The 18157-nt window shown below is 64.0% G+C and carries 19 protein-coding genes; 11 read left to right on the top strand and 8 right to left on the bottom strand.

Going from position 1 to position 18157, the window contains the following annotated elements; all coding sequences use genetic code 11:
* Positions 1-14 precede the first annotated feature (14 nt).
* From J2Y63_RS19100 to rnhA, 6 genes are read left to right on the top strand one after another with little or no spacing between them, the layout of a single operon-like run.
* Positions 15-398 (top strand): DUF983 domain-containing protein, encoded by a 384-nt coding sequence (locus tag J2Y63_RS19100; RefSeq protein WP_256118619.1) that lies wholly within the window; start codon positions 15-17, stop codon positions 396-398.
* Between the two features lie 16 nt (positions 399-414).
* Positions 415-1149: an SURF1 family protein gene (locus J2Y63_RS19095; protein ID WP_435267496.1), complete on the top strand. Its 735-nt coding sequence runs from the start codon at positions 415-417 to the stop codon at positions 1147-1149.
* Positions 1150-1207: 58 nt separating this feature from the next.
* Complete coding sequence (locus J2Y63_RS19090) at positions 1208-1573, top strand: DUF1304 domain-containing protein (protein ID WP_435267392.1); 366 nt, start codon at positions 1208-1210, stop codon at positions 1571-1573.
* 3 nt (positions 1574-1576) lie between these two features.
* Positions 1577-2584, top strand: coding sequence for a 4-hydroxy-3-methylbut-2-enyl diphosphate reductase (ispH, locus tag J2Y63_RS19085; protein ID WP_435267391.1), 1008 nt, complete (start codon positions 1577-1579; stop codon positions 2582-2584).
* A gap of 58 nt (positions 2585-2642) precedes the next feature.
* Entirely contained in the window at positions 2643-3608 is a 966-nt protein-coding gene (locus tag J2Y63_RS19080) for a homoserine kinase (RefSeq protein ID WP_435267390.1), read from the top strand.
* A complete protein-coding gene (gene rnhA, locus J2Y63_RS19075; RefSeq protein WP_256118623.1) occupies positions 3605-4060 on the top strand; it encodes a ribonuclease HI in 456 nt (151 codons plus the stop codon). Before J2Y63_RS19080 ends, rnhA begins: the two co-directional genes overlap by 4 nt.
* Here the strand turns inward: rnhA and J2Y63_RS19070 are convergent.
* The 3 genes from J2Y63_RS19070 to J2Y63_RS19060 all read right to left on the bottom strand — a co-directional run bounded on the left by J2Y63_RS19070 (position 4032) and on the right by J2Y63_RS19060 (position 6536).
* Entirely contained in the window at positions 4032-5093 is a 1062-nt protein-coding gene (locus J2Y63_RS19070) for a hypothetical protein (RefSeq protein WP_435267389.1), read from the bottom strand. The genes rnhA and J2Y63_RS19070 overlap by 29 nt on opposite strands.
* Before the next feature lie 97 nt (positions 5094-5190).
* The gene (locus J2Y63_RS19065; RefSeq protein WP_256118625.1) at positions 5191-5676 is read right to left on the bottom strand and encodes a peroxiredoxin; all 486 of its coding nucleotides are present in this window, start codon (positions 5674-5676) and stop codon (positions 5191-5193) included.
* Positions 5677-5744: 68 nt separating this feature from the next.
* Entirely contained in the window at positions 5745-6536 is a 792-nt protein-coding gene (locus tag J2Y63_RS19060; protein WP_435267388.1) for a protein-disulfide reductase DsbD domain-containing protein, read from the bottom strand.
* A gap of 173 nt (positions 6537-6709) precedes the next feature.
* Here J2Y63_RS19060 and J2Y63_RS19055 point away from each other — a divergent pair, with 173 nt between their 5' ends.
* The 3 genes from J2Y63_RS19055 (at position 6710) to J2Y63_RS19045 (ending at position 8773) form a co-directional block, all read left to right on the top strand.
* Positions 6710-7315 carry a YqgE/AlgH family protein gene (locus J2Y63_RS19055; RefSeq protein WP_435267387.1) on the top strand — a complete coding sequence of 202 codons (606 nt, stop codon included), beginning with the start codon at positions 6710-6712 and terminating at the stop codon, positions 7313-7315.
* A 99-nt stretch (positions 7316-7414) separates the two neighbouring features.
* Positions 7415-7606 carry a CsbD family protein gene (locus J2Y63_RS19050; protein ID WP_256118628.1) on the top strand — a complete coding sequence of 64 codons (192 nt, stop codon included), beginning with the start codon at positions 7415-7417 and terminating at the stop codon, positions 7604-7606.
* Between the two features lie 108 nt (positions 7607-7714).
* Positions 7715-8773, top strand: coding sequence for a zinc-binding metallopeptidase family protein (locus J2Y63_RS19045; RefSeq protein ID WP_435267386.1), 1059 nt, complete (start codon positions 7715-7717; stop codon positions 8771-8773).
* Between the two features lie 26 nt (positions 8774-8799).
* Here the strand turns inward: J2Y63_RS19045 and J2Y63_RS19040 are convergent, their stop codons facing one another.
* Positions 8800-11712 carry an EAL domain-containing protein gene (locus J2Y63_RS19040; protein ID WP_435267385.1) on the bottom strand — a complete coding sequence of 971 codons (2913 nt, stop codon included), beginning with the start codon at positions 11710-11712 and terminating at the stop codon, positions 8800-8802.
* A gap of 53 nt (positions 11713-11765) precedes the next feature.
* The gene (locus tag J2Y63_RS19035; RefSeq protein WP_256118630.1) at positions 11766-12359 is read right to left on the bottom strand and encodes a GNAT family N-acetyltransferase; all 594 of its coding nucleotides are present in this window, start codon (positions 12357-12359) and stop codon (positions 11766-11768) included.
* Between the two features lie 222 nt (positions 12360-12581).
* Between J2Y63_RS19035 and J2Y63_RS19030 the strand changes: the two genes are divergently transcribed.
* On the top strand, positions 12582-13526 hold the full coding sequence (locus J2Y63_RS19030) for a homocysteine S-methyltransferase family protein (RefSeq protein WP_435267384.1): 945 nt from the start codon (positions 12582-12584) through the stop codon (positions 13524-13526).
* Between the two features lie 108 nt (positions 13527-13634).
* On the opposite strand, the gene J2Y63_RS19025 is transcribed toward J2Y63_RS19030, so the two are convergent.
* The gene (locus J2Y63_RS19025; protein ID WP_369431677.1) at positions 13635-14933 is read right to left on the bottom strand and encodes a M16 family metallopeptidase; all 1299 of its coding nucleotides are present in this window, start codon (positions 14931-14933) and stop codon (positions 13635-13637) included.
* Positions 14934-14950: 17 nt separating this feature from the next.
* The gene (gene thrC / locus J2Y63_RS19020; protein WP_435267383.1) at positions 14951-16348 is read right to left on the bottom strand and encodes a threonine synthase; all 1398 of its coding nucleotides are present in this window, start codon (positions 16346-16348) and stop codon (positions 14951-14953) included.
* A 321-nt stretch (positions 16349-16669) separates the two neighbouring features.
* Here thrC and J2Y63_RS19015 point away from each other — a divergent pair, with 321 nt between their 5' ends.
* Entirely contained in the window at positions 16670-17227 is a 558-nt protein-coding gene (locus J2Y63_RS19015; protein WP_435267382.1) for a hypothetical protein, read from the top strand.
* Positions 17228-17351: 124 nt separating this feature from the next.
* Here the strand turns inward: J2Y63_RS19015 and J2Y63_RS19010 are convergent, their stop codons facing one another.
* Positions 17352-18041: an HAD family hydrolase gene (locus tag J2Y63_RS19010; protein WP_256118636.1), complete on the bottom strand. Its 690-nt coding sequence runs from the start codon at positions 18039-18041 to the stop codon at positions 17352-17354.
* Positions 18042-18157 lie beyond the last annotated feature (116 nt).

The following is an 18157-nucleotide window of genomic DNA, read 5'->3' as shown; positions in this document are numbered from 1 at the left end:
ATTGGATCCGCATCATGGACGAGGACAAGGCGCTCTTTCCGCCCGTCGACCCCTTCAGCGCCGGCGTGCGCGGCTGTTGCCCGCGCTGCGGCCAGGGCAGGTTGTTCAATGGCCTGCTGAAGGTGCGGCCGGCCTGCACGAATTGCGGCCTCGACTATTCCTTCGCCGATTCGGGCGATGGCCCGGTGGTCTTCGTGCTGCTCATCGTCGGCTTCATCGTCGTCGGTATCGCGCTGTGGGCGGAGGTGAACTACGCGCTGCCGCTCTGGCTGCACTTCATCCTGTGGATCCCGCTCGCCATCGGCCTCGGCCTCTGGCTGACGCGCATCCTCAAGGGCCTGCTGATCACCCTGCAATACCGCAACAATGCGCGCCCGGGCGAGATCGACCGTGGCTGAGGTGCCGGCAAGCCGCATGCCGGGCAAGGGCAAGGCGGTCCTGACAGGCATCGCCTTCCTCGTAGCACTCGCCATCCTGCTGTCGCTCGGCACCTGGCAGATGCAGCGGCTCGCCTGGAAGGAGCAGCTTCTCGCCGATATGGCCGAACGCCGCATCGCGGCCCCGGCGCCGCTTGCCGATATCGAGGCGATGGCGGCGAAGGGCGACGATATCGAATACCGCCCCGTCACGGTCACCGGCATCTTCGCCAACAACCGCGAGCGCCACTTCTTCGCCACCTGGCGCGGCCAGACCGGGTATTACGTCTACACACCGCTCCAGCTTGCCGACGGCCGTTTCCTCTTCGTCAATCGCGGCTTCGTGCCCTTCGAGGCGAAGGAGCCGGAAATGCGCAAGCAGGGCCAGCTGACCGGCGAGCAGACTGTCATCGGCCTCGCCCGCGCGCGGCTTGCCGAAAAACCCTCCTCCATCGTGCCGGACAACGACGTCGCGAAGAACATCTTCTACTGGAAGGACCTCGACGTGATGGCATCGAGCGTCGCCATCCCGGCCGACAGGCTGGTGCCGTTCTTCGTCGATGCCGGCGATGCGCTGAACCCGAAGGGCCTGCCCATCGGCGCCGTCACCCAGTTCGACCTGCCGAACAACCACCTGCAATATGCCGTCACCTGGTATGGCCTCGCCGCAGCGCTCGTCGGCGTCGCGCTCTACGCCGTCTTCCGCCGCAAGGGCGATCGCCCGGCGCCTTGAAATGGCTTAGGAAGGAAGCAGGGGCGCATCCCGGAACCGGAAAGGGGAGAAAGAGGACATGCAGGCGCTTGCAACCATCCTCGTGGCGATCGTCGCCATCGAACATGTCTATATCCTCATCCTCGAAATGGTCCTCTGGACGACGCCGCGCGGCCTCAGGGCCTTCGGCATGACGCCCGCCCAGGCCGAGGCGACGAAAGTGCTCGCCGCCAACCAGGGGCTCTATAACGGCTTTCTCGCCGCCGGCCTGTTCTGGGCGCTGCTGCATCCCGATCCGGCCTTCGCCTGGCAGATCAAATTGTTTTTTCTTGGCGCGGTGCTGGTCGCCGGCCTATATGGGGGCGCAACGGCCTCGCGGAAGATTTTCGTCATTCAGGCGCTTCCGGCGGCCGTCGCCCTTGCTGCCGTCCTGATTGCCGGATAACCGATGAGCATGATTGATACCCGATCGGACTTGACCATCAGACTGTGCGGCCCGCGCGGCTTCTGCGCCGGCGTGGACCGCGCGATCCAGATCGTCGTGCTGGCGCTGAAGGCCTACGGCGCGCCGGTCTATGTGCGCCACGAGATCGTGCACAACCGCTATGTCGTGGAAGGCCTGGAGGCCAAGGGCGCGATCTTCGTCGAGGAACTGCACGAGATCCCCGAAGAACACCGCCAGCAGCCGGTCGTCTTCTCGGCGCATGGCGTGCCGAAGTCGGTGCCGGAGGATGCGCAGGCGCGCAACCTATTCTATCTCGATGCTACATGCCCGCTGGTCTCGAAGGTGCATAAGCAGGCCATGCGCCACCAGCGCCTCGGCCGCCATGTCGTGCTGATCGGCCATGCCGGCCACCCGGAAGTCATCGGCACGATGGGGCAATTGCCGGAAGGCTCCGTCTCGCTGGTCGAGACCGTCGAGGATGCCGAGACCTACATGCCGCCGGACGAGGAAAACCTCGGCTACGTCACGCAGACCACGCTTTCCGTCGACGACACTGCCGGCGTCATCAAGCGCCTGCACGAGCGTTTCCCGAATCTTACGGCGCCGGCAGCCGATTCGATCTGCTATGCCACCACCAACCGGCAGGAAGCCGTCAAGCAGGCCGCCCCCGGCTGCGACCTCTTTCTGATCGTCGGCGCGCCGAATTCGTCCAACTCCAAGCGCCTCGTCGAAGTGGCGCTGAGGGCAGGGGCCACCAAGTCCGTGCTCGTGCAGCGCGCCTCCGAGATCGACTGGGAGACGATCGGCGACATCCGCACCGTCGGCCTGTCGGCCGGCGCATCGGCACCGGAAGTCATCGTCAACGAGATCATCGAAGCCTTCCGCGCGCGCTACAATGCGGTGGTGGAGCTTGCCGACACGGTCGAGGAAAACGAGCACTTCCTCGTCAACCGCGAACTGCGCGCCATCGAACTCACCCCCGCCGACATGGCCTTCGTCAATGGCGAGTAGGGCCTTGCGGGCAGCACTCCCCCGATCCTTCCCACCCCCGCAAGCCTGAGACTCGCCCGTGGCCGTCTATACCGATATCACCGAAGACGATCTTTCCCGCTTCCTGACCGCCTATGATGCGGGCACGCTGCTCTCCTACAAGGGCATCGCCGAGGGCGTGGAGAATTCCAATTTCCTGCTGCACACGACCAAGGGCGCCTTCATCCTGACGCTCTACGAGAAGCGCGTCGACCGCAACGACCTGCCGTTCTTCCTCGGCCTGATGCACCACCTGGCGGAGCGGGGCCTGTCCTGCCCGTTGCCGCTGCCGAGGAATGACGGCGCGCAGCTCGGCGAGCTTTCCGGCCGCCCGGCCGCCATGATCTCCTTCCTCGAAGGCATGTGGCTGCGGAAACCTTCGGCAAAACATTGCCGCGAGGTCGGCCGGGCGCTCGCCGAAATGCACCTTGCCGGCGAGGGGTTCGAGATCACCCGCGAGAACGCGCTCTCCGTCGGCGGCTGGCGGCCGCTGTGGGACAAGTCTGCCGATCGCGCCGACGAGGTGGAGAAGGGCCTGCAGGACGAGATCGGCGGCGAGCTCGCCTTTCTCGAAAAGAACTGGCCGAAGGACCTGCCGGCCGGCGTCATCCACGCCGATCTCTTCCCCGACAACGTCTTCTTCATCGGCGAGGACCTGTCGGGCCTGATCGACTTCTACTTCGCCTGCAACGACCTGTTGGCCTATGACGTCTTGATCTGCCTCAATGCCTGGTGCTTCGAGAAGGACGGCTCCTTCAACCTCACCAAGGGCATGGCGCTGCTCGACGGCTATGAGAGCGTGCGCCCGCTCTCGCCCGAGGAGGCGGCCGCCCTGCCGCTGCTTGCGCGCGGCTCGGCACTGCGCTTCTTCCTGACGCGGCTCTACGACTGGCTGATGACGCCGCCCGGCGCGCTTGTCGTCAAGAAGGACCCGCTCGAATACCTGCGCAAGCTGCGCTTCCATCGTCAGGTCCAGAACCCTGCGGAATACGGACTTTTGCGATGAAACATGTCGATATTTTCACGGACGGCGCCTGCTCGGGCAATCCCGGCCCCGGCGGCTGGGGCGCGGTGCTGCGCTATGGCGAGGTCGAGAAGGAAATGTCCGGCGGCGAGGCCGACACGACCAACAACCGCATGGAGCTGACGGCGGCGATGAGCGCGCTGTCGGCCCTGAAATCCCCCTGCGAGGTCGATCTCTATACCGACTCGAAATACGTCATGGACGGCATTTCCAAGTGGATTTTCGGCTGGAAGAAAAACGGCTGGAAGACCGCCGACAAGAAGCCGGTGAAGAACGGCGACCTCTGGCAGGCGCTCGACGAGGCGCGGCTGCGCCACAAGGTCGAGTGGCACTGGGTGAAGGGCCATGCCGGCCACCCGGAAAACGAACGCGCCGACGAACTCGCCCGCCAGGGCATGGCGCCCTTCAAAGGCAAGCGCGCCGTCGGCGAATGAAATCGACCCGCTCGCGGATGGCCGCGTTCGGTTCCTTGTCGAAAAGCGCCAGCAGCCCGTCCAGATTGTCGAGCCGGTCCCGATGGGCGATCAGCCCGTCGGCCGCGATCTTGCGCACCGCGGTGGCCCTGTCCTTAGCCACCTGCCGCAACGTGCCCTCGACATCCGATGCAATCGTGATCGGCCGGGTGAGGAGCTTCGGCACAGAGGATGCGTGGCGGCCGGAATAACCGGCTTCGATCTTCTGCGTCCTGCCGACCACGACCTCGGCTTGGCCGGACATCAGCGTGCGCGCGGCGAGCGCCCGCACCAGATAATGCCGGGCTGTCAGCAGCCTTGGAAGGGCGGAGTCGAGGCGATCCGACAGCAGCAGGAGCCGCATGACGGGTGCTACGGCCTCGTCCGTCGATGTTGTCAGCCAGCAGAGCAGCGCGGGCCAGGTTTCGTCGCGCGTCAGCAGCGCGATGACCGGGGCTGCGAGATCGACCCGGCCGCGGCGCTTCACATAATGATTGGCGATCATCGGCGCGATGCGTTGGGCCGCCGACAGCGGGATGACGGGCGAAAGACGCTCGAAGGCTGCGCGCCCGGCGGCGGCCACCTCCGGCACCCAGTCGTTGACCCGCAGCAGGAGCAAGGCGAGGCGGAACGCCGTGCGGGGTGCATCGTCCAGCGCCTGAAGCGCAGTCTCGCGCACGAAACCGTCCGGATGGCAAAGGCGAAGCCAGGCCGCTCCTCCCGGCGAAGCGGTCTGGCGCGGCGCGTCCGGGATGCTTTTGCGCAGGGCGAGCAGGCGGGCAAGCAGCGTCGGGGCCGGATCCGAGGGGAGGCCATAGCGGAAGGATGCCGTGCAGAGGCGCGCGACCTGCTGCGCCGCTTCTGGCGAAATAGGGTCGAGGTCGGCGAGAAGCGCATCGAGCGTGCCGGCGTCGAGGCTGCCCGCACGCAGCGCCAGAATTGCGCCGTCAAGCCGGATGGCAATGCCCGCAGGCACCCCTGCCGTGCTGCCCTTGCGCCACGTGTTTTCCTGCATCCGACATTCCCTTCCGCAAGCCCGCATGGAAATGCCCGGGTGCTGCCCGGGCATTCTCGGCTCGTTGAAAGGATGACGGTCCGGCGATCGGCTCTATTCAGAGCTGCTCGATCATCGCGGCGGCACCGGAGACGGTGGCCTGGCCGGGGCTTTCCTCGACATTGAGGCTCTTCACCACGCCGTCCTCGACGAGCATGGAATAGCGCTTGGAGCGCACGCCGAGCGTGCCGGCGGAGAGGTCGACCTCCATGCCGAGCGCCTTGGTGAAGCCGGCGTCCCAGTCGGCGAGGAAGCGCAGCTTGCCAGCACCGCCGGTGGAGTTCGCCCAGGCGCCCATGACATGGTGGTCGTTGACGGCGACGACGGCGATGTCGTCCACGCCCTTGGCAAGGATCGCGTCACGGTTTTCGAGATAGCCCGGCAGGTGGTTCAGCGAGCAGGTCGGCGTGAAGGCGCCGGGCACGGCGAAGAGCACGACGCGCTTGCCCTTGAACAGGTCCTCGGTCGAGATTTCGGCAGGACCGTCCGGCGTGCGCTCCTTGAGCTTGAGGTCGGGCAGCTTGTCTCCAACGGCAATGGTCACGGGTCTCTCCCAATCTGTCTGGAATGGCGGGCGGCCGAAAGGCCGTGCCGGGGAACTATAGGCGACGGTCACTCGATGGCAAGCGGGCTTTCCATCGTCTTCTCGCCGGAGCGCACCGTCAGGCGGATCGGATCTTTTGCCAGATCGAAAACCTTGGGCTTGTGCAGCACCGGCACCTCCGCGACGAAGACGTTCCCATCGCGGCGGACGGGACCGGCCGCACCGAACTCGAAGGTGGAGGAACCGGAGAGGAAGACGTCGGGTAGCTCGCCATCGGCAGGCGCCTCGAAGCGCACCGTCAGGCTCTTGTCGTCCGCCGCGAAGCGCCCGGAAAGCGGCTTGAACCCGTCGCCCGATCCACCCGGCAGCGTCGCCTCGGCATCGGCGATCGCCGTCTCCTCCAGCGGATTGGCAAAGCTCTCGCCGATCGAATCCACCGTCAGCTCCGCCTGCACGGGAATACAGATGTCCTTGCACACGCCGAGAAACACCGTCGCGGTGATTGCCCCGCCGGCCGCCTTGTCGAGCTTCAGCGGAAATCGTACCGGCCTGTCGTAGCCGATATAATGGTTCTCCTGGTCGCCGAGCCGCTTTGGCGCGGGGAAGCCGATCGATTTCAGCTCGGCTCCGCTGATCGCGATCGACGGGGGGATGCCGCTGCCGCCCGGATCGCGCCAATAGGTCTTCCAGCCGTCATGCAGGCGAATATCGATCATGGCGCGCACCACGCCGTCGGCGCCGGCCGGAAGGGCAACGAGGCGCACGTCGCCACCGGGCGTCTCGACCCATTGCGAGGTCGCGGCGGCGGCGGGCGAATGCAGAAAAATGAGCGCGATGGCAGCGGTTTGCAGGCGTTTCATGAAACGATATCTAGCGCCGGGGGCACCGGCTTTCCAGCAACAAAACCGTGCGGGTCCATCATAAAAGCTTGATCGCGCGCTTTCCGTCCATAACTTTCCTGCAAGGCTGGCATGCCGCGCCAGCAAAAAAGAACGCTTTTCATTTGGCGGTGAATTGGTAGGCTGTCCGCATTATGGCTATGTCGGTTCTGAAAAACAGACGAGAACGCGGCTTCCTTGACGGTCAGTTCCTGATCGCCATGCCGGGTATGGCCGACTCCAATTTTTCCCGCACGGTGGTCTATATCTGCGCCCATTCCGATGACGGCGCGATGGGCTTCGTCATCAACCGGCCACAGCAGCTGAGTTTCTCCGACGTGCTTCTGCACCTCGACCTACTCGGCGAGGACGAGGTGATCCGCCTGCCGGGCTCCACGCTCGATTTCCCCATCCGTTGCGGCGGGCCGGTGGAAAGCGGCCGGGGCTTCGTGCTGCATTCAGATGATTACATGTCGGAATCCTCGATCCCCGTCAGCGACGACATCTGCCTAACGGCGACGCTCGATATCGTGCGCGCCATTTCCCGCGGCCGCGGCCCGCAGAAGGGCCTCATGATGCTCGGCTATGCCGGCTGGGGCGCGGGGCAGATCGAAAACGAGATCGGCGCCAATGGCTGGTTGTCCTGCCCGGCGCAGGAAGAGCTGATCTTCGACACCAATCTCGACAACAAATACGAGCGCGCGCTCGGCCTGATGGGCATCTCGCCCGCCATGCTTTCAGCCGAAGCCGGCCACGCCTGACGCCTCCGCTTATTTCAGACTTCTCTTTGGAACTTGTGCGGCTTTGCGCCGTTGTTTCGCCGCGTGAAAGAGCACGCCTCGAACAACAGGAGTACGACGGTGGGTAGCACGAGCGACAAGATCAAGGGCACCGCAAACGAAGTTGCAGGCAAGGCCAAGCAGGCCGCCGGCAAGGCAGTGAACAGCCCCAAGCTGCGGGCAGAAGGCGCCGGCCAGGAAGCCAAGGGCAAGACCCAGAAGGCAGTCGGCAAGGCCAAGGACGCCGTCAAGGGCGCGGTCGACCGCCTCTGATGAACGCGAGGTGGCACCGCCGGTGTCATCAAGCGATAGCGATTGAAGCATACCCGTATCGACTTCGGCCGATGCGGGTATTCTCTACGATGCCATACCGGGGACCTCATGAAACTTTTCACCTGCCAGACCTGCGGCCAGACCATCCATTTCGACAACCGCGTCTGCGTGCGGTGCGGCTCCTCGCTGGGCTTCCTGGCGCAGGATGTGACGCTGCATGCGCTGGTGCCGGAAGGCGAAGGCTTCTGGAAGATCGCGCCGAACGAAGGCGTCTACCGCTTTTGCGAAAATGCCGTGCATGACGTCTGCAACTGGCTGCTGCCGGTCGATAGTCCGCATGCCTTCTGCGAGGCCTGCCGCCACAATCGCATCGTGCCGACGACCGATCCGCACGGGCTGGAACGCTGGCGCCGCATCGGGCTCGCGCAGCACCACCTCTTCTATTCGATCCTGCGCTGGCGGCTGCCGCACCCGACGCGCGAGGAAGACCCGAACAGCGGCCTGGTCTTCGATTTCCTGGCCGACGAGGTCGATGCCGGCGGCAATGTCGTCAATGCCGCCATGACCGGCCATGAAGCGGGCCTCATCAGCCTGCGCGCGGCCGAGGCTGACGATGAAGTGCGCGAGAGCGTGCGCGTCTCCATGGGCGAGCCCTACCGCTCGCTGCTCGGCCATTTCCGCCACGAGATCGGCCATTTCTACTGGTCGCAGCTCGTACGCGACGATGCGACCCTGGAGGAGGCGAGGCGCCTCTTCGGCGACGAACGGCAGGACTACGCCGCCGCCCTCCAGCGCAACTACGAGCAAGGCCCGCCCGCCGACTGGCAGAACGATTTCATCAGCACCTATGCGAGCAGCCACCCGGCGGAAGACTTCGCGGAATGCTGGGCGCACTTCTTCCACATCGTCGATACGCTGGAGACCGCCCGCGCCTTCGGCCTCAACACCGATCCGAAGGGCCACGAGGAACTGGAAGCCGAGGTCACCTTCGACCCCTACCGTGCGCCCAACGCCGGCCGCCTCGTCGAATCCTGGATCCCCCTCAGCGTGGCCCTGAACGCCATCCAGCGCTCCATGGGCCAGCCCGACAGCTACCCCTTCGTCCTGCCGCCGCCGGTGGTGGAGAAGCTCGATTTTATCAACCGGCTGGTGCGGAAGAGCGAATAGGCAGTAAACCGCTATTCGCTATCCGCTCACGCCCGCTTCATCAGCGGAAAACGCTCCTTGAGCAGCCGCTGCACCGAGTCGTAGCCGATCGGGGGGCCGAAGAGGTAGCTCTGGCCGAATTCGCAGCCCATGTTGCCGAGTTCGATCGCGTCCTCCTCGGACTCGATGCCTTCGGCGACGACCTGCATTTCCAGTTCCCGCGCCATCGAGATGACGGAGCGCAGCAGCACGGGGCGCTTGTCGGAGGTGTCGCGCACCAGCGCCTTGTCGAGCTTGATCGTGTCGAAGGGGAAGCGGGTGAGGTAGGAAAGCGAGGAGTGGCCCGTGCCGAAATCGTCGAGCGCGAGGCCGAGGCCGACATCCTTGAGCTTGTTGAGGATGAGGCGGGCCTGTTCCGGGTTCTCCATAACGACGGATTCGGTGAGTTCCAGCTTCAGCTTGTGCGGCTCGCAACGCGTCTTGGCCAGCGCCGCGCGCACGTCGTTATAGAGCTCGTTGTTGAGGAGCTGGGCGCTTGAGAGGTTGACCGAGACGAAGATCGGCAGCTCGCCGGTCTGGAGCTGCCAGTCCATCAGGTCGCTGGCCGCCTTGTCGAATGCGAAGAGGCCGAGCTGGTTGATGAGGTCGGAGGCTTCCGCGATCGGGATGAATTCCGTCGGCGAGATGTTGCCCCGCTTGGGGTGGTCCCAGCGCATCAGCGCCTCGAAGCCGGCGATCTCGGCATCCGAGAGCCGCACGATCGGTTGGTAGACGAGCGAGAGTTCCTTGCGCTCGATGGCGCGGCGCAGATCCGTCTCGATCTGCAGGCGATCGGCGCCGAAGGTGCGGAACGCGGGGCGGAACGGCTCGACGCGGTTGCCGCCGGCCTTTTTCGCCCGGTACATGGCAAGCTCAGCGTCGTTGAGCAGGCCCGCCGCATCCTCCTGCTGGTCGACCCAGGAGACGAGGCCGATCGAGGCGGTCAGGATGATCTCGCGGCCACCGAAATTGATCGGCACCATGATGGCCTTGCTGACGGCATCCGCGAAATCCGCCACCTTGGCGGGGTCGCGCTCGGACATCAGGATCAGGCCGAACTGGTCGCCGGCCAGCCGCGCCAGCGTGTCCTGCGGCTTCAGGAGACGGCGCAGGCGGCGGGTCAGCGCGATGAGGATATTATCGCCGGCCGCAATGCCGAGCGCATCGTTGACCTGCTTGTAGCGGTCGATATCGATGGTCAGCACCGTCGGGCGGACGTTTTCCGAGCTGGCGGTCAGCGCGAGGACCGATTGCAGGCGATCGAGGAAGACCTGGCGGTTTGGCAGGCCCGTGAGGTTGTCGTGCAGCGCGTCCTGAAGCAGGCGATCGACGGAATTGCGCTGTTCGGTGATGTCGATGATCGTGCCGACGCAACGGATGATTTCGCCATTCGCCCCGAGCACCGGACGGGCGCGGATCGACAGCCAGTGATAATGGCCATCCTCGGCGCGCACGCGGAACTGATGGTTGAGCCGGCCCTTGCGGTGTTCCAGCAGCACATCGAGCGTCGCGCGAAAACGGTCGCGGTCGTCCGGATGCAGGCGCGGCAGCCAGTTGCGCGCCGGGCCATGCATGACGCCGGGCGCAAGGCCGAGCTGGATGGAGATGTCGGGAATGGTGACGACGCGGTCGCGCGCCACGTCCCAGTCCCAGACCGTATCGCCGGAGCCGGTCAGCGCCAGCGACTGGCGTTCGAGATCGGAGAACAGGCCCTGGCTATAGGCGCCGCCGGCAAAGGCGTGCTGCATCACCGTGAAGCCGATGAGGAGCACGATCAGCACGAGGCCGCCGCCAAGCGCCGGCTGGATGATGTCGTTGTTGAGCTGCCCCGTCACCGTCAGCCAGGCGCCGAACAGCCAGACGAGGATCAGCGCCCAGGCGGGCACAAGCAGGATCGCGCGGTCATAGCGGTTGAAGCCGAGATAGGCGATGAGCACGATGCCGACGGAGCCGGTGAGCGCGAAGGAGAGGCGCGCGATGCCGGACGCGATCGGCGGATCGTAGATCGCCACGCCGAACAGCAGGCCGAGACCGAGGATCCAGGCGAGCGTCGCATAGGAGAGGTGCGCGTGCCAGCGGTTGAGGTTCAGGTAAGTGAACAGGAACACCACGAGGCCGGCGGCGAGGAAGACTTCCGTGCCCGCCCGCCATATTCGCTCATCCCCTGCGGTGATGCTGATGAGCTTCGACAGGAAGCCGAAATCGACGCAGATATAGCCGAGCACCGCCCAGGCGAGCGCTGCCGTCGCGGGCAGCATGGAGGTGCCCTTCACCACGAAGAGGATGGTGAGGAACACCGCGAGCAGGCCGGCAATGCCGAGCACGATGCCGCGATAGAGCGTGAAGGCGTTGACCGTGTCCTTGTAGGCGTCCGGCTCCCACAGGTAGATCTGCGGCAGGTCGGGCGTTGCGAGTTCCGCGACGAAGGTGACGACGGAGCCGGGGTTGAGCGTGATGCGGAAGACGTCCGCCTCTTCGCTCGGCTGCCGGTCGAGCGCAAAGCCTTCGCTCGGCGTGATCGAGATGATGCGTTTGGCGCCGAGGTCCGGCCAGAACAGTTTCGACTGCACGAGGCGGAAGTGCGGCGCGACGATCACGCGGTCGATCTGCTCTTCCGAGACATTGGCGAGCGCGAAGACGGCCCAGTCACCCTGGTGGTCTTCCGAGGTCGCACGCACCTCGATGCGGCGCACGATGCCGTCCGTGCCGGGCGCCGTGGAAACCTGGAAGGCCTCGCCGCGGCCGGTATAGATTTCGGTGGTGGCGGTCAGGTCGAGCGCAGTGTCGTCACGGGAGATCTTGACGGGTTCGACGGCATGGGCCGGCAGCCCCAGCGCGCCGACGAGCATCGTCACGGCGAGGAGAACGAGGGCAAGCAACCGGCTGGCACGCAGCGTTTGCTGCACGGATGGAGGCATCATTGAAACTGCATTGTCCTTAGGTACGGCCCAGTCCTGTCGCGCCCGGGTGCCGCTCAAGACCGCCTGTCGGCCGCCAGAAGCGAGTACATCACGTGGTCGCGCCACTCCCCGTTTATCTTCAGATACTCCCGAAGGTAGCCTTCCTGTTGAAAGCCGGCCTTTTCAAGGAGACGGATGCTTCTTGTATTGTCTGGAATACAGGCTGCCTCGATACGGTGCAACTGAAGGCTCGAAAAGATATAGGGTATGGCCAGTTTCAGGGCACCGAACATGTGGCCGTGGCCGGCATGGCGCTCGCCCATCCAGTAGCCGATCATGCAGCATTGCGCCGCCCCACGCCTGATATAGCCGATGGTAAGCCCGCCCAGCAGCACCTTTTCCTCGCGCTCGAACATCAAAAGCGGCACAGCCTGGCCCGATGAAAATTCCTGTTCATTTCTGATGACGCGCGCCCGAAACGAGCTCTCGGTCAGCTCGTCCCCCCGCCATGTCGGCTCCCACGGCTCAAGAAAGCGCCGGCTCTCCGAGCGCAGCTGATACCATTGCCGGTAATCCTGGAAACGGGGCAGGCGAAGCAGATGGCGATCGCTGGCAAGCTCGAGGGTCTCGGACTGCCGGGACAGAAACCGAAATACCGACCTTGTCATTCAAACCTCCGCGCACGCCAGCCCTGAGGCACGCCATCGGTTAAGAGTATGACAGCGGGCGGGACGGCGTCAAATGGTGTTGGTGGGGAGAGGGTGGGTGGGCGCTTTGCGGCAGCGAAGCCTACATTGGCAGGAGGTTGCTTTCCGTCAATTTTTTATGCGGATGGCTGCGAAGAACGACGAGGAGGTGTAGATTGGGCTCCGTCAAAACGGAGAATGGCTATGGGTATCGAAATGCTCCCGCAGCTTCGTGGTCGACTAATGGCCACCGGAGGTGGATTTGAGACCTGGCTCCAATACGTCGACGGCTTCGAGCTGCGGCATTTCTGCGGCTTTGAACTGCTGGATGACGAACGCGGAGCGATGTGTCTCGAACAATACCAAAGAAGGCTTGTCGAGGCGGCCGTTGCTCAAGGCTTCGGCGTGATCAACGAGGGTGTGCATTATCGGGCCAGCCGCGACTGGGGCACGCTTATCGGTTATTCACCACGGGCGCTTGAAGATATCAACATCCGAGGGGTTGAATTCTACCGCGAGATCGCCCGCGAATATCACACCGCAGAAACGCCGATGATCGTCGGCGGTGCGATCGGACCGCGAGGAGACGCCTATCAAAGAGGGGAAGTCATCGACGCTGCGTCTGCTGAAGACTATCACTCCGAACAGATACAGACTCTGAAAAAGGCCGGCGCGGATATGATCACGGCAATGACTTTTTCATCGGTCGAGGAGGCAATCGGTATTTCCAGAGCTGCGCGCGCGGCTGACATTCCGATCGTCATCTCATTTTTCGTACAGCGTGGCGGGTTGCTTTCAGGTGGCCAGACCATGCAGCAAGCCATTGAAATGATAGATGCCGCCACCGATGCCGCGCCTGTCTACTACATGATCAATTGCACCCATCCAACGGAATTCGCGCCCGCATTGACGAGTGGAGACTGGGTGAGCCGGCTCGGCGGCTTCATGCCGAATGCTGTTGCCATGGAGACCCTCGCGCTTTGCAAACTCGGGCATTTGGAGGACGGCGACCCTGAGGAGCTTGGCCATCAAATGGCGCAACTGGCGCAACGATTCCCGCATATCAATGTCTGGGGCGGATGCTGTGGAACCGACGGGCGTCATATTGGCAAGATTGCACACAAGGTCGGCCAAATTCGCTGTGTATGATGGTGTCGACAATTCGGGTATGGCATGCGACAGCAGCGCGCCGATTTACAAACAATCGATATCGCGTTTACCGGCACCTATCCGGGATGTCAGCCACTAAGCCGCCCCTCAGCTCGCTGCGCGCTCCGGTACCGTGCCGCGCGCGAGCGAGCGGCTGATGTCGCCGGCCGAGACGAGGTGCTCCAGCGGGCCGATCGCCGAGATTGTCGGGACGGTGTCGAAAAACAGGCGGCCGGCGAGGTCGGTGAGGCGTTCGATGGTGATGCCTTGCAGGCGTTCCATCAGTTCCTCGTTGGGGATCGGGCGGCCGTAGAGCATCATCTGGCGGGCGATCTGGCCGGCGCGGGCGGCGGGGCTTTCCTGGCCCATCAGCAGCTGGGCGCGGATTTGGGCGCGGGCGCGCTCGATTTCCTGCTGCTCGATGTTTTCAGACGACTTGCGCAGCTCGTCGAAGATGACGGGCATCAGCTCGGGCAGGTTCTCGCCGCCGGTCGCGGCATGGATGCCGAAGATGCCGGTATCGGAAAAGCCCCAGTGGAAGGCGTAGATCGAATAACACAGGCCGCGATGCTCGCGCACTTCCTGGAAGAGGCGCGAGGACATGCCGCCGCCCAGGATGTTGGCGAGGATCTGCGAACAGTAGAAGTCGCGCGCATGATAGGCCTTGCCCTCGAAGCCGAGCAGCACCTGCGCATCCATCAGGTCGCGCGTCTCGCGAATGTCGCCGCCGGTATAGCGGGCCGGCTCGAAGACCGGCGAGATTTTCGGGGCGGTCGGAAGCGTCGAGAAACGGTCCTCGACCTGGCGCACGAAGTCCTCGTGGTTCACGGCACCGGCCGCAACGACGAACATGCGGTCCGTCGTGTAGTTGCGGTCGAGATAGTGGCGGATCTCGCCGGGCGAGAAGGACAGCACGGAGTCCGGCGTGCCGAGAATGGCGCGGCCGATGATCTGGTCGCGATAGGCGACCTCGGAGAACTTGTCGAAGACCACGTCGTCCGGCGTGTCGTTGGCCGCGCCGATTTCCTGCAGGATGACGTGTTTCTCGCGGCGCAGCTCTTCCTCGTCGAAGACGGATTCCGTCAGGATGTCGGCAAGGATATCGACGGCGAGCGGAACGTGGTCCTTCAGCACGCGGGCATAGTAGGAGGTGGTTTCCGTCGATGTCGCGGCGTTGACCTCGCCGCCGACATTTTCGATTTCCTCGGCGATCTCGCGGGCGGAGCGGCGCTCCGTGCCCTTGAAGGCCATGTGTTCAAGGAGATGGGCGATGCCGTGCTCGTCCGTGGTTTCGTTGCGCGACCCCGACTTGATCCACACGCCGAGAGCGACGCTCTCGAGATGCGGCATGTTTTCGGTCACCACGGTCAACCCGGACGGAAGCCGGGTGCACTCAACTTTCATCATGCGCACTTTCTGCGTTTCTAGCCTCGAACCCGCGTCTGTTTCCCGATGAAGTCTTCCAACCCATCGAGCTCCGCATCGAGGACGTCGAACCGCTCCTCCCTTTGCATGAGGTCAGCAAGCCACGACGGAAGCGCCGGGTCAATACCGCATGCCGATTTTACTGCGGCGGGGAATTTGGCCGGGTGGGCGGTGGCAAGCGTAACCATCGGCGCACCGGGCTTCTCGTGCTTGGCGGCGACGAAGACGCCGATCGCCGAATGCGGATCGAGCAGGTAGCCGGTCTTCTTCAGCGTGTCCTTGATCGTCTGGGCCACCTGCTTTTCGGTCGCGCGGCCGGCGCGGAACTTCTTGCGGATCGTCTTCAGCGCGCCCTCTTCGATCTCGAAGGCATTGGATTGCTTGAGGCTTTCCATCGCGCGGCGCACGGCGCCGGCATCGCGGTCGTTGGCCTCGAACAGCAGGCGTTCGAAGTTCGACGAGATCTGGATGTCCATGGACGGCGAGGTGGTGGCCTTGACGCCCTTCATCTCGTAGCGGCCGGTCTTCAGCGTGCGGGCGAGGATGTCGTTCTCGTTGGTGGCGATCACCAGCTTGTCGATCGGCAGGCCCATGCGCTTGGCGGCATAGCCGGCGAAGATGTCGCCGAAATTGCCGGTCGGCACGGTGAAGGAGATCTTCCGGTCCGGCCCGCCGAGCGCCACGGCGCTGGTGAAGTAATAGACGATCTGGGCCATGATGCGCGCCCAGTTGATCGAGTTGACGCCCGAAAGCTTGACCCGGTCGCGGAATTTCACGTCGTTGAACATCGCCTTCACGAGGTTCTGGCAATCGTCGAAATTGCCCTTGATGGCGAGCGCGTGCACGTTCTTTTCCTTCGACGTGGTCATCTGGCGCTGCTGCACCGGCGAGACCTTGCCTTCCGGGAAGAGGATGAAGATGTCGGTGCGCTCGCGCCCGGCAAAGGCGTCGATCGCGGCCCCGCCGGTATCGCCCGAGGTGGCACCGACGATGGTGGCGCGCTCGCCGCGCACGGTCAGCGCATGGTCCATCAGGCGGGCGAGAAGCTGCATCGCCACGTCCTTGAAGGCGAGCGTCGTGCCGTGGAAGAGCTCCAGCACGAAGGCATTCGGGCCGGTCTGGACCAGCGGCGCGATCGCCGGATGGCGGAAGGTCGCGTAGGCCTCGTCGATCATCGCGCGGAATTTGTCTGCCGGAATGTCACCCTCGACGAAGGGGGAGAGCACGGTGAAGGCGATTTCCTCATAGGATTTTCCGCGCAGCGCCCGGATTTGCTTCTTGGAGAAGGTCGGCCATTCGCGCGGCACATAGAGGCCGCCATCGCGGGCAAGGCCCGCCAGAAGCGCATCGGAGAAACCGAGGGAAGGGGCCTCGCCCCGCGTCGAAACATAATCCACGTCATACGTCCTTGGAATTGTTGGTTATGTCGAGCGATGTCGATCGCAAAAACCTACACTCGCTCCACACCAGCGCTTTTTTGACCCTAACGAAAGGCCACGAATACCGCAGGTCTCTTTGCGGCAGATCGTGGCAATGCCGTTGTTTCCTGCCCGCGGGCGCGGGCTTTTCGAAATTCTGCGGGCGGATTCATTCGACAATCGATTTTTCGCCACGCCGCTGCTATAGACCATCGCCTAGGGCCGTGAAAAGGCCCGCCAGAAGAGTTCCGAAAGGCTTGGACGCCGGGGGCGGGGCCTGATTGCAGGGGTTACAGTAACGTGTTTGGAATGACCATTCGCCGCTTTCTCGGCATCTCCCTTTTCGCCGTCGTTGCCGGTTGCAACCAGACCGACAAGCCCGCCGACATGGGCGTCAACAGCGACCCGTCCGGCGCGCAGACCGCCGCCCAGCAGCAGACGCAGACCGCCATCGTGCAGGGCTCGTGCCCGCAGGTCTACCTGCGTGACGGCACCGCGGTGCTGCGCCGCTACGCCAAGGGCGCGAAGGACGATCCGCAGAACCTGCTCTACCAGGTGACGCTGGCCGACACGACGCGCCGCTGCGTGCTGAACGAAAGCCAGCTCGTGATGACCGTGATGGTGCAGGGCCGCGTGGTCACCGGTCCGGCAAGCTCCGGCGGAACCGTCAACGTGCCGATCCGCGTCGCCGCAAGCGACGGCAGCACGACGCTCTATTCCGAGCTCATCCAGTATCCGGTGAACACCGAGGCCGGCCAGTTCATCTTCACCAAGGGCGAAGTCGCGATCCCCGGCGGTTCGGGCGGCTTCACGAAGGTCTATGTCGGCTTCGATGAAGGCCCGTACAACACGAAATGAGCGAATAGGGAGTTGCGAATAGCGAATAGAGGGACAATCCTATTCGCTATTCGCTATTCGCTATTCGCTATTCGCTATTCGCTATTCGCTATTCGCTATTCGCTATTCGCTATTCGCTATTCGCTCAAATAGCTTCCTGCCACTCCGCAAGCGCCGCGATCACGCCCGGCAGTTCGCTCATGCGCGAGATCACGGTCTCGGCGCCGGCTTCCGTCAGGCGGTCGGCATGGGAGGGGTAGGTGTGCGAGGCGCCGGTGAAGCCGACGACGCGCATGCCGGCGGCGCGCGCACCGGCAATGCCGTGCACGGAGTCTTCGATCACCAGCGTGTTGGCCGGATCGGCGTCGAACTGCTTTGCGCCGTGCAGGAAGATGTCCGGCTTCGGCTTGACACGATCGGGACCGAGATCCTTGGCCGAGTAGATATGCGGCGCAAAGACCTCCTTGAGGCCGACCTTCGACAGCATCATGTCGAGGCGGTGCAGGGATGAATTCGAGCAGATGCAATAGGGCTTGCGGATGCGCGACAGCATCAGCTTGACGCCGTCGATGACCTGCACCTCCGCGGCAAGCCGTTCGTCGAGCAGCTTTTCCGACTTGTCGAGCAGCGAGGCGGAGAGCGGGATGGATGCCTCGCGCTCGATGGTGAGCAGGATGTTGTGCCAGGTCATGCCGGCAAAACGCTCGCCCATTTCCTCGACGCCGATCGGATAGCCCGCCTCGGTGAGGAGCCGCGATTCCACTTCCGCCGCGATGATTTCCGAATCGACCAGAACGCCGTCGCAGTCGAAGATGATGAGGTCGAAACCGTCCATGACATGCCGTCTTTCAAGTGGGGGTCAGGAGGGGCACGCAAGCGCCCATGAAGTCGCGGCTTCCCTACACGAAAGGGGCCTCTCGGACAATTGCCGATTAAGCGCACGAGCTATGC

This window comes from Shinella sp. BE166 (assembly GCF_051201095.1).
Taxonomy (GTDB): Bacteria; Pseudomonadota; Alphaproteobacteria; order Rhizobiales; family Rhizobiaceae; genus Shinella; species Shinella lacus.
Note: the sequence above shows the minus strand (reverse complement) of the source record. Positions and strands in the feature narration are given on the sequence as shown.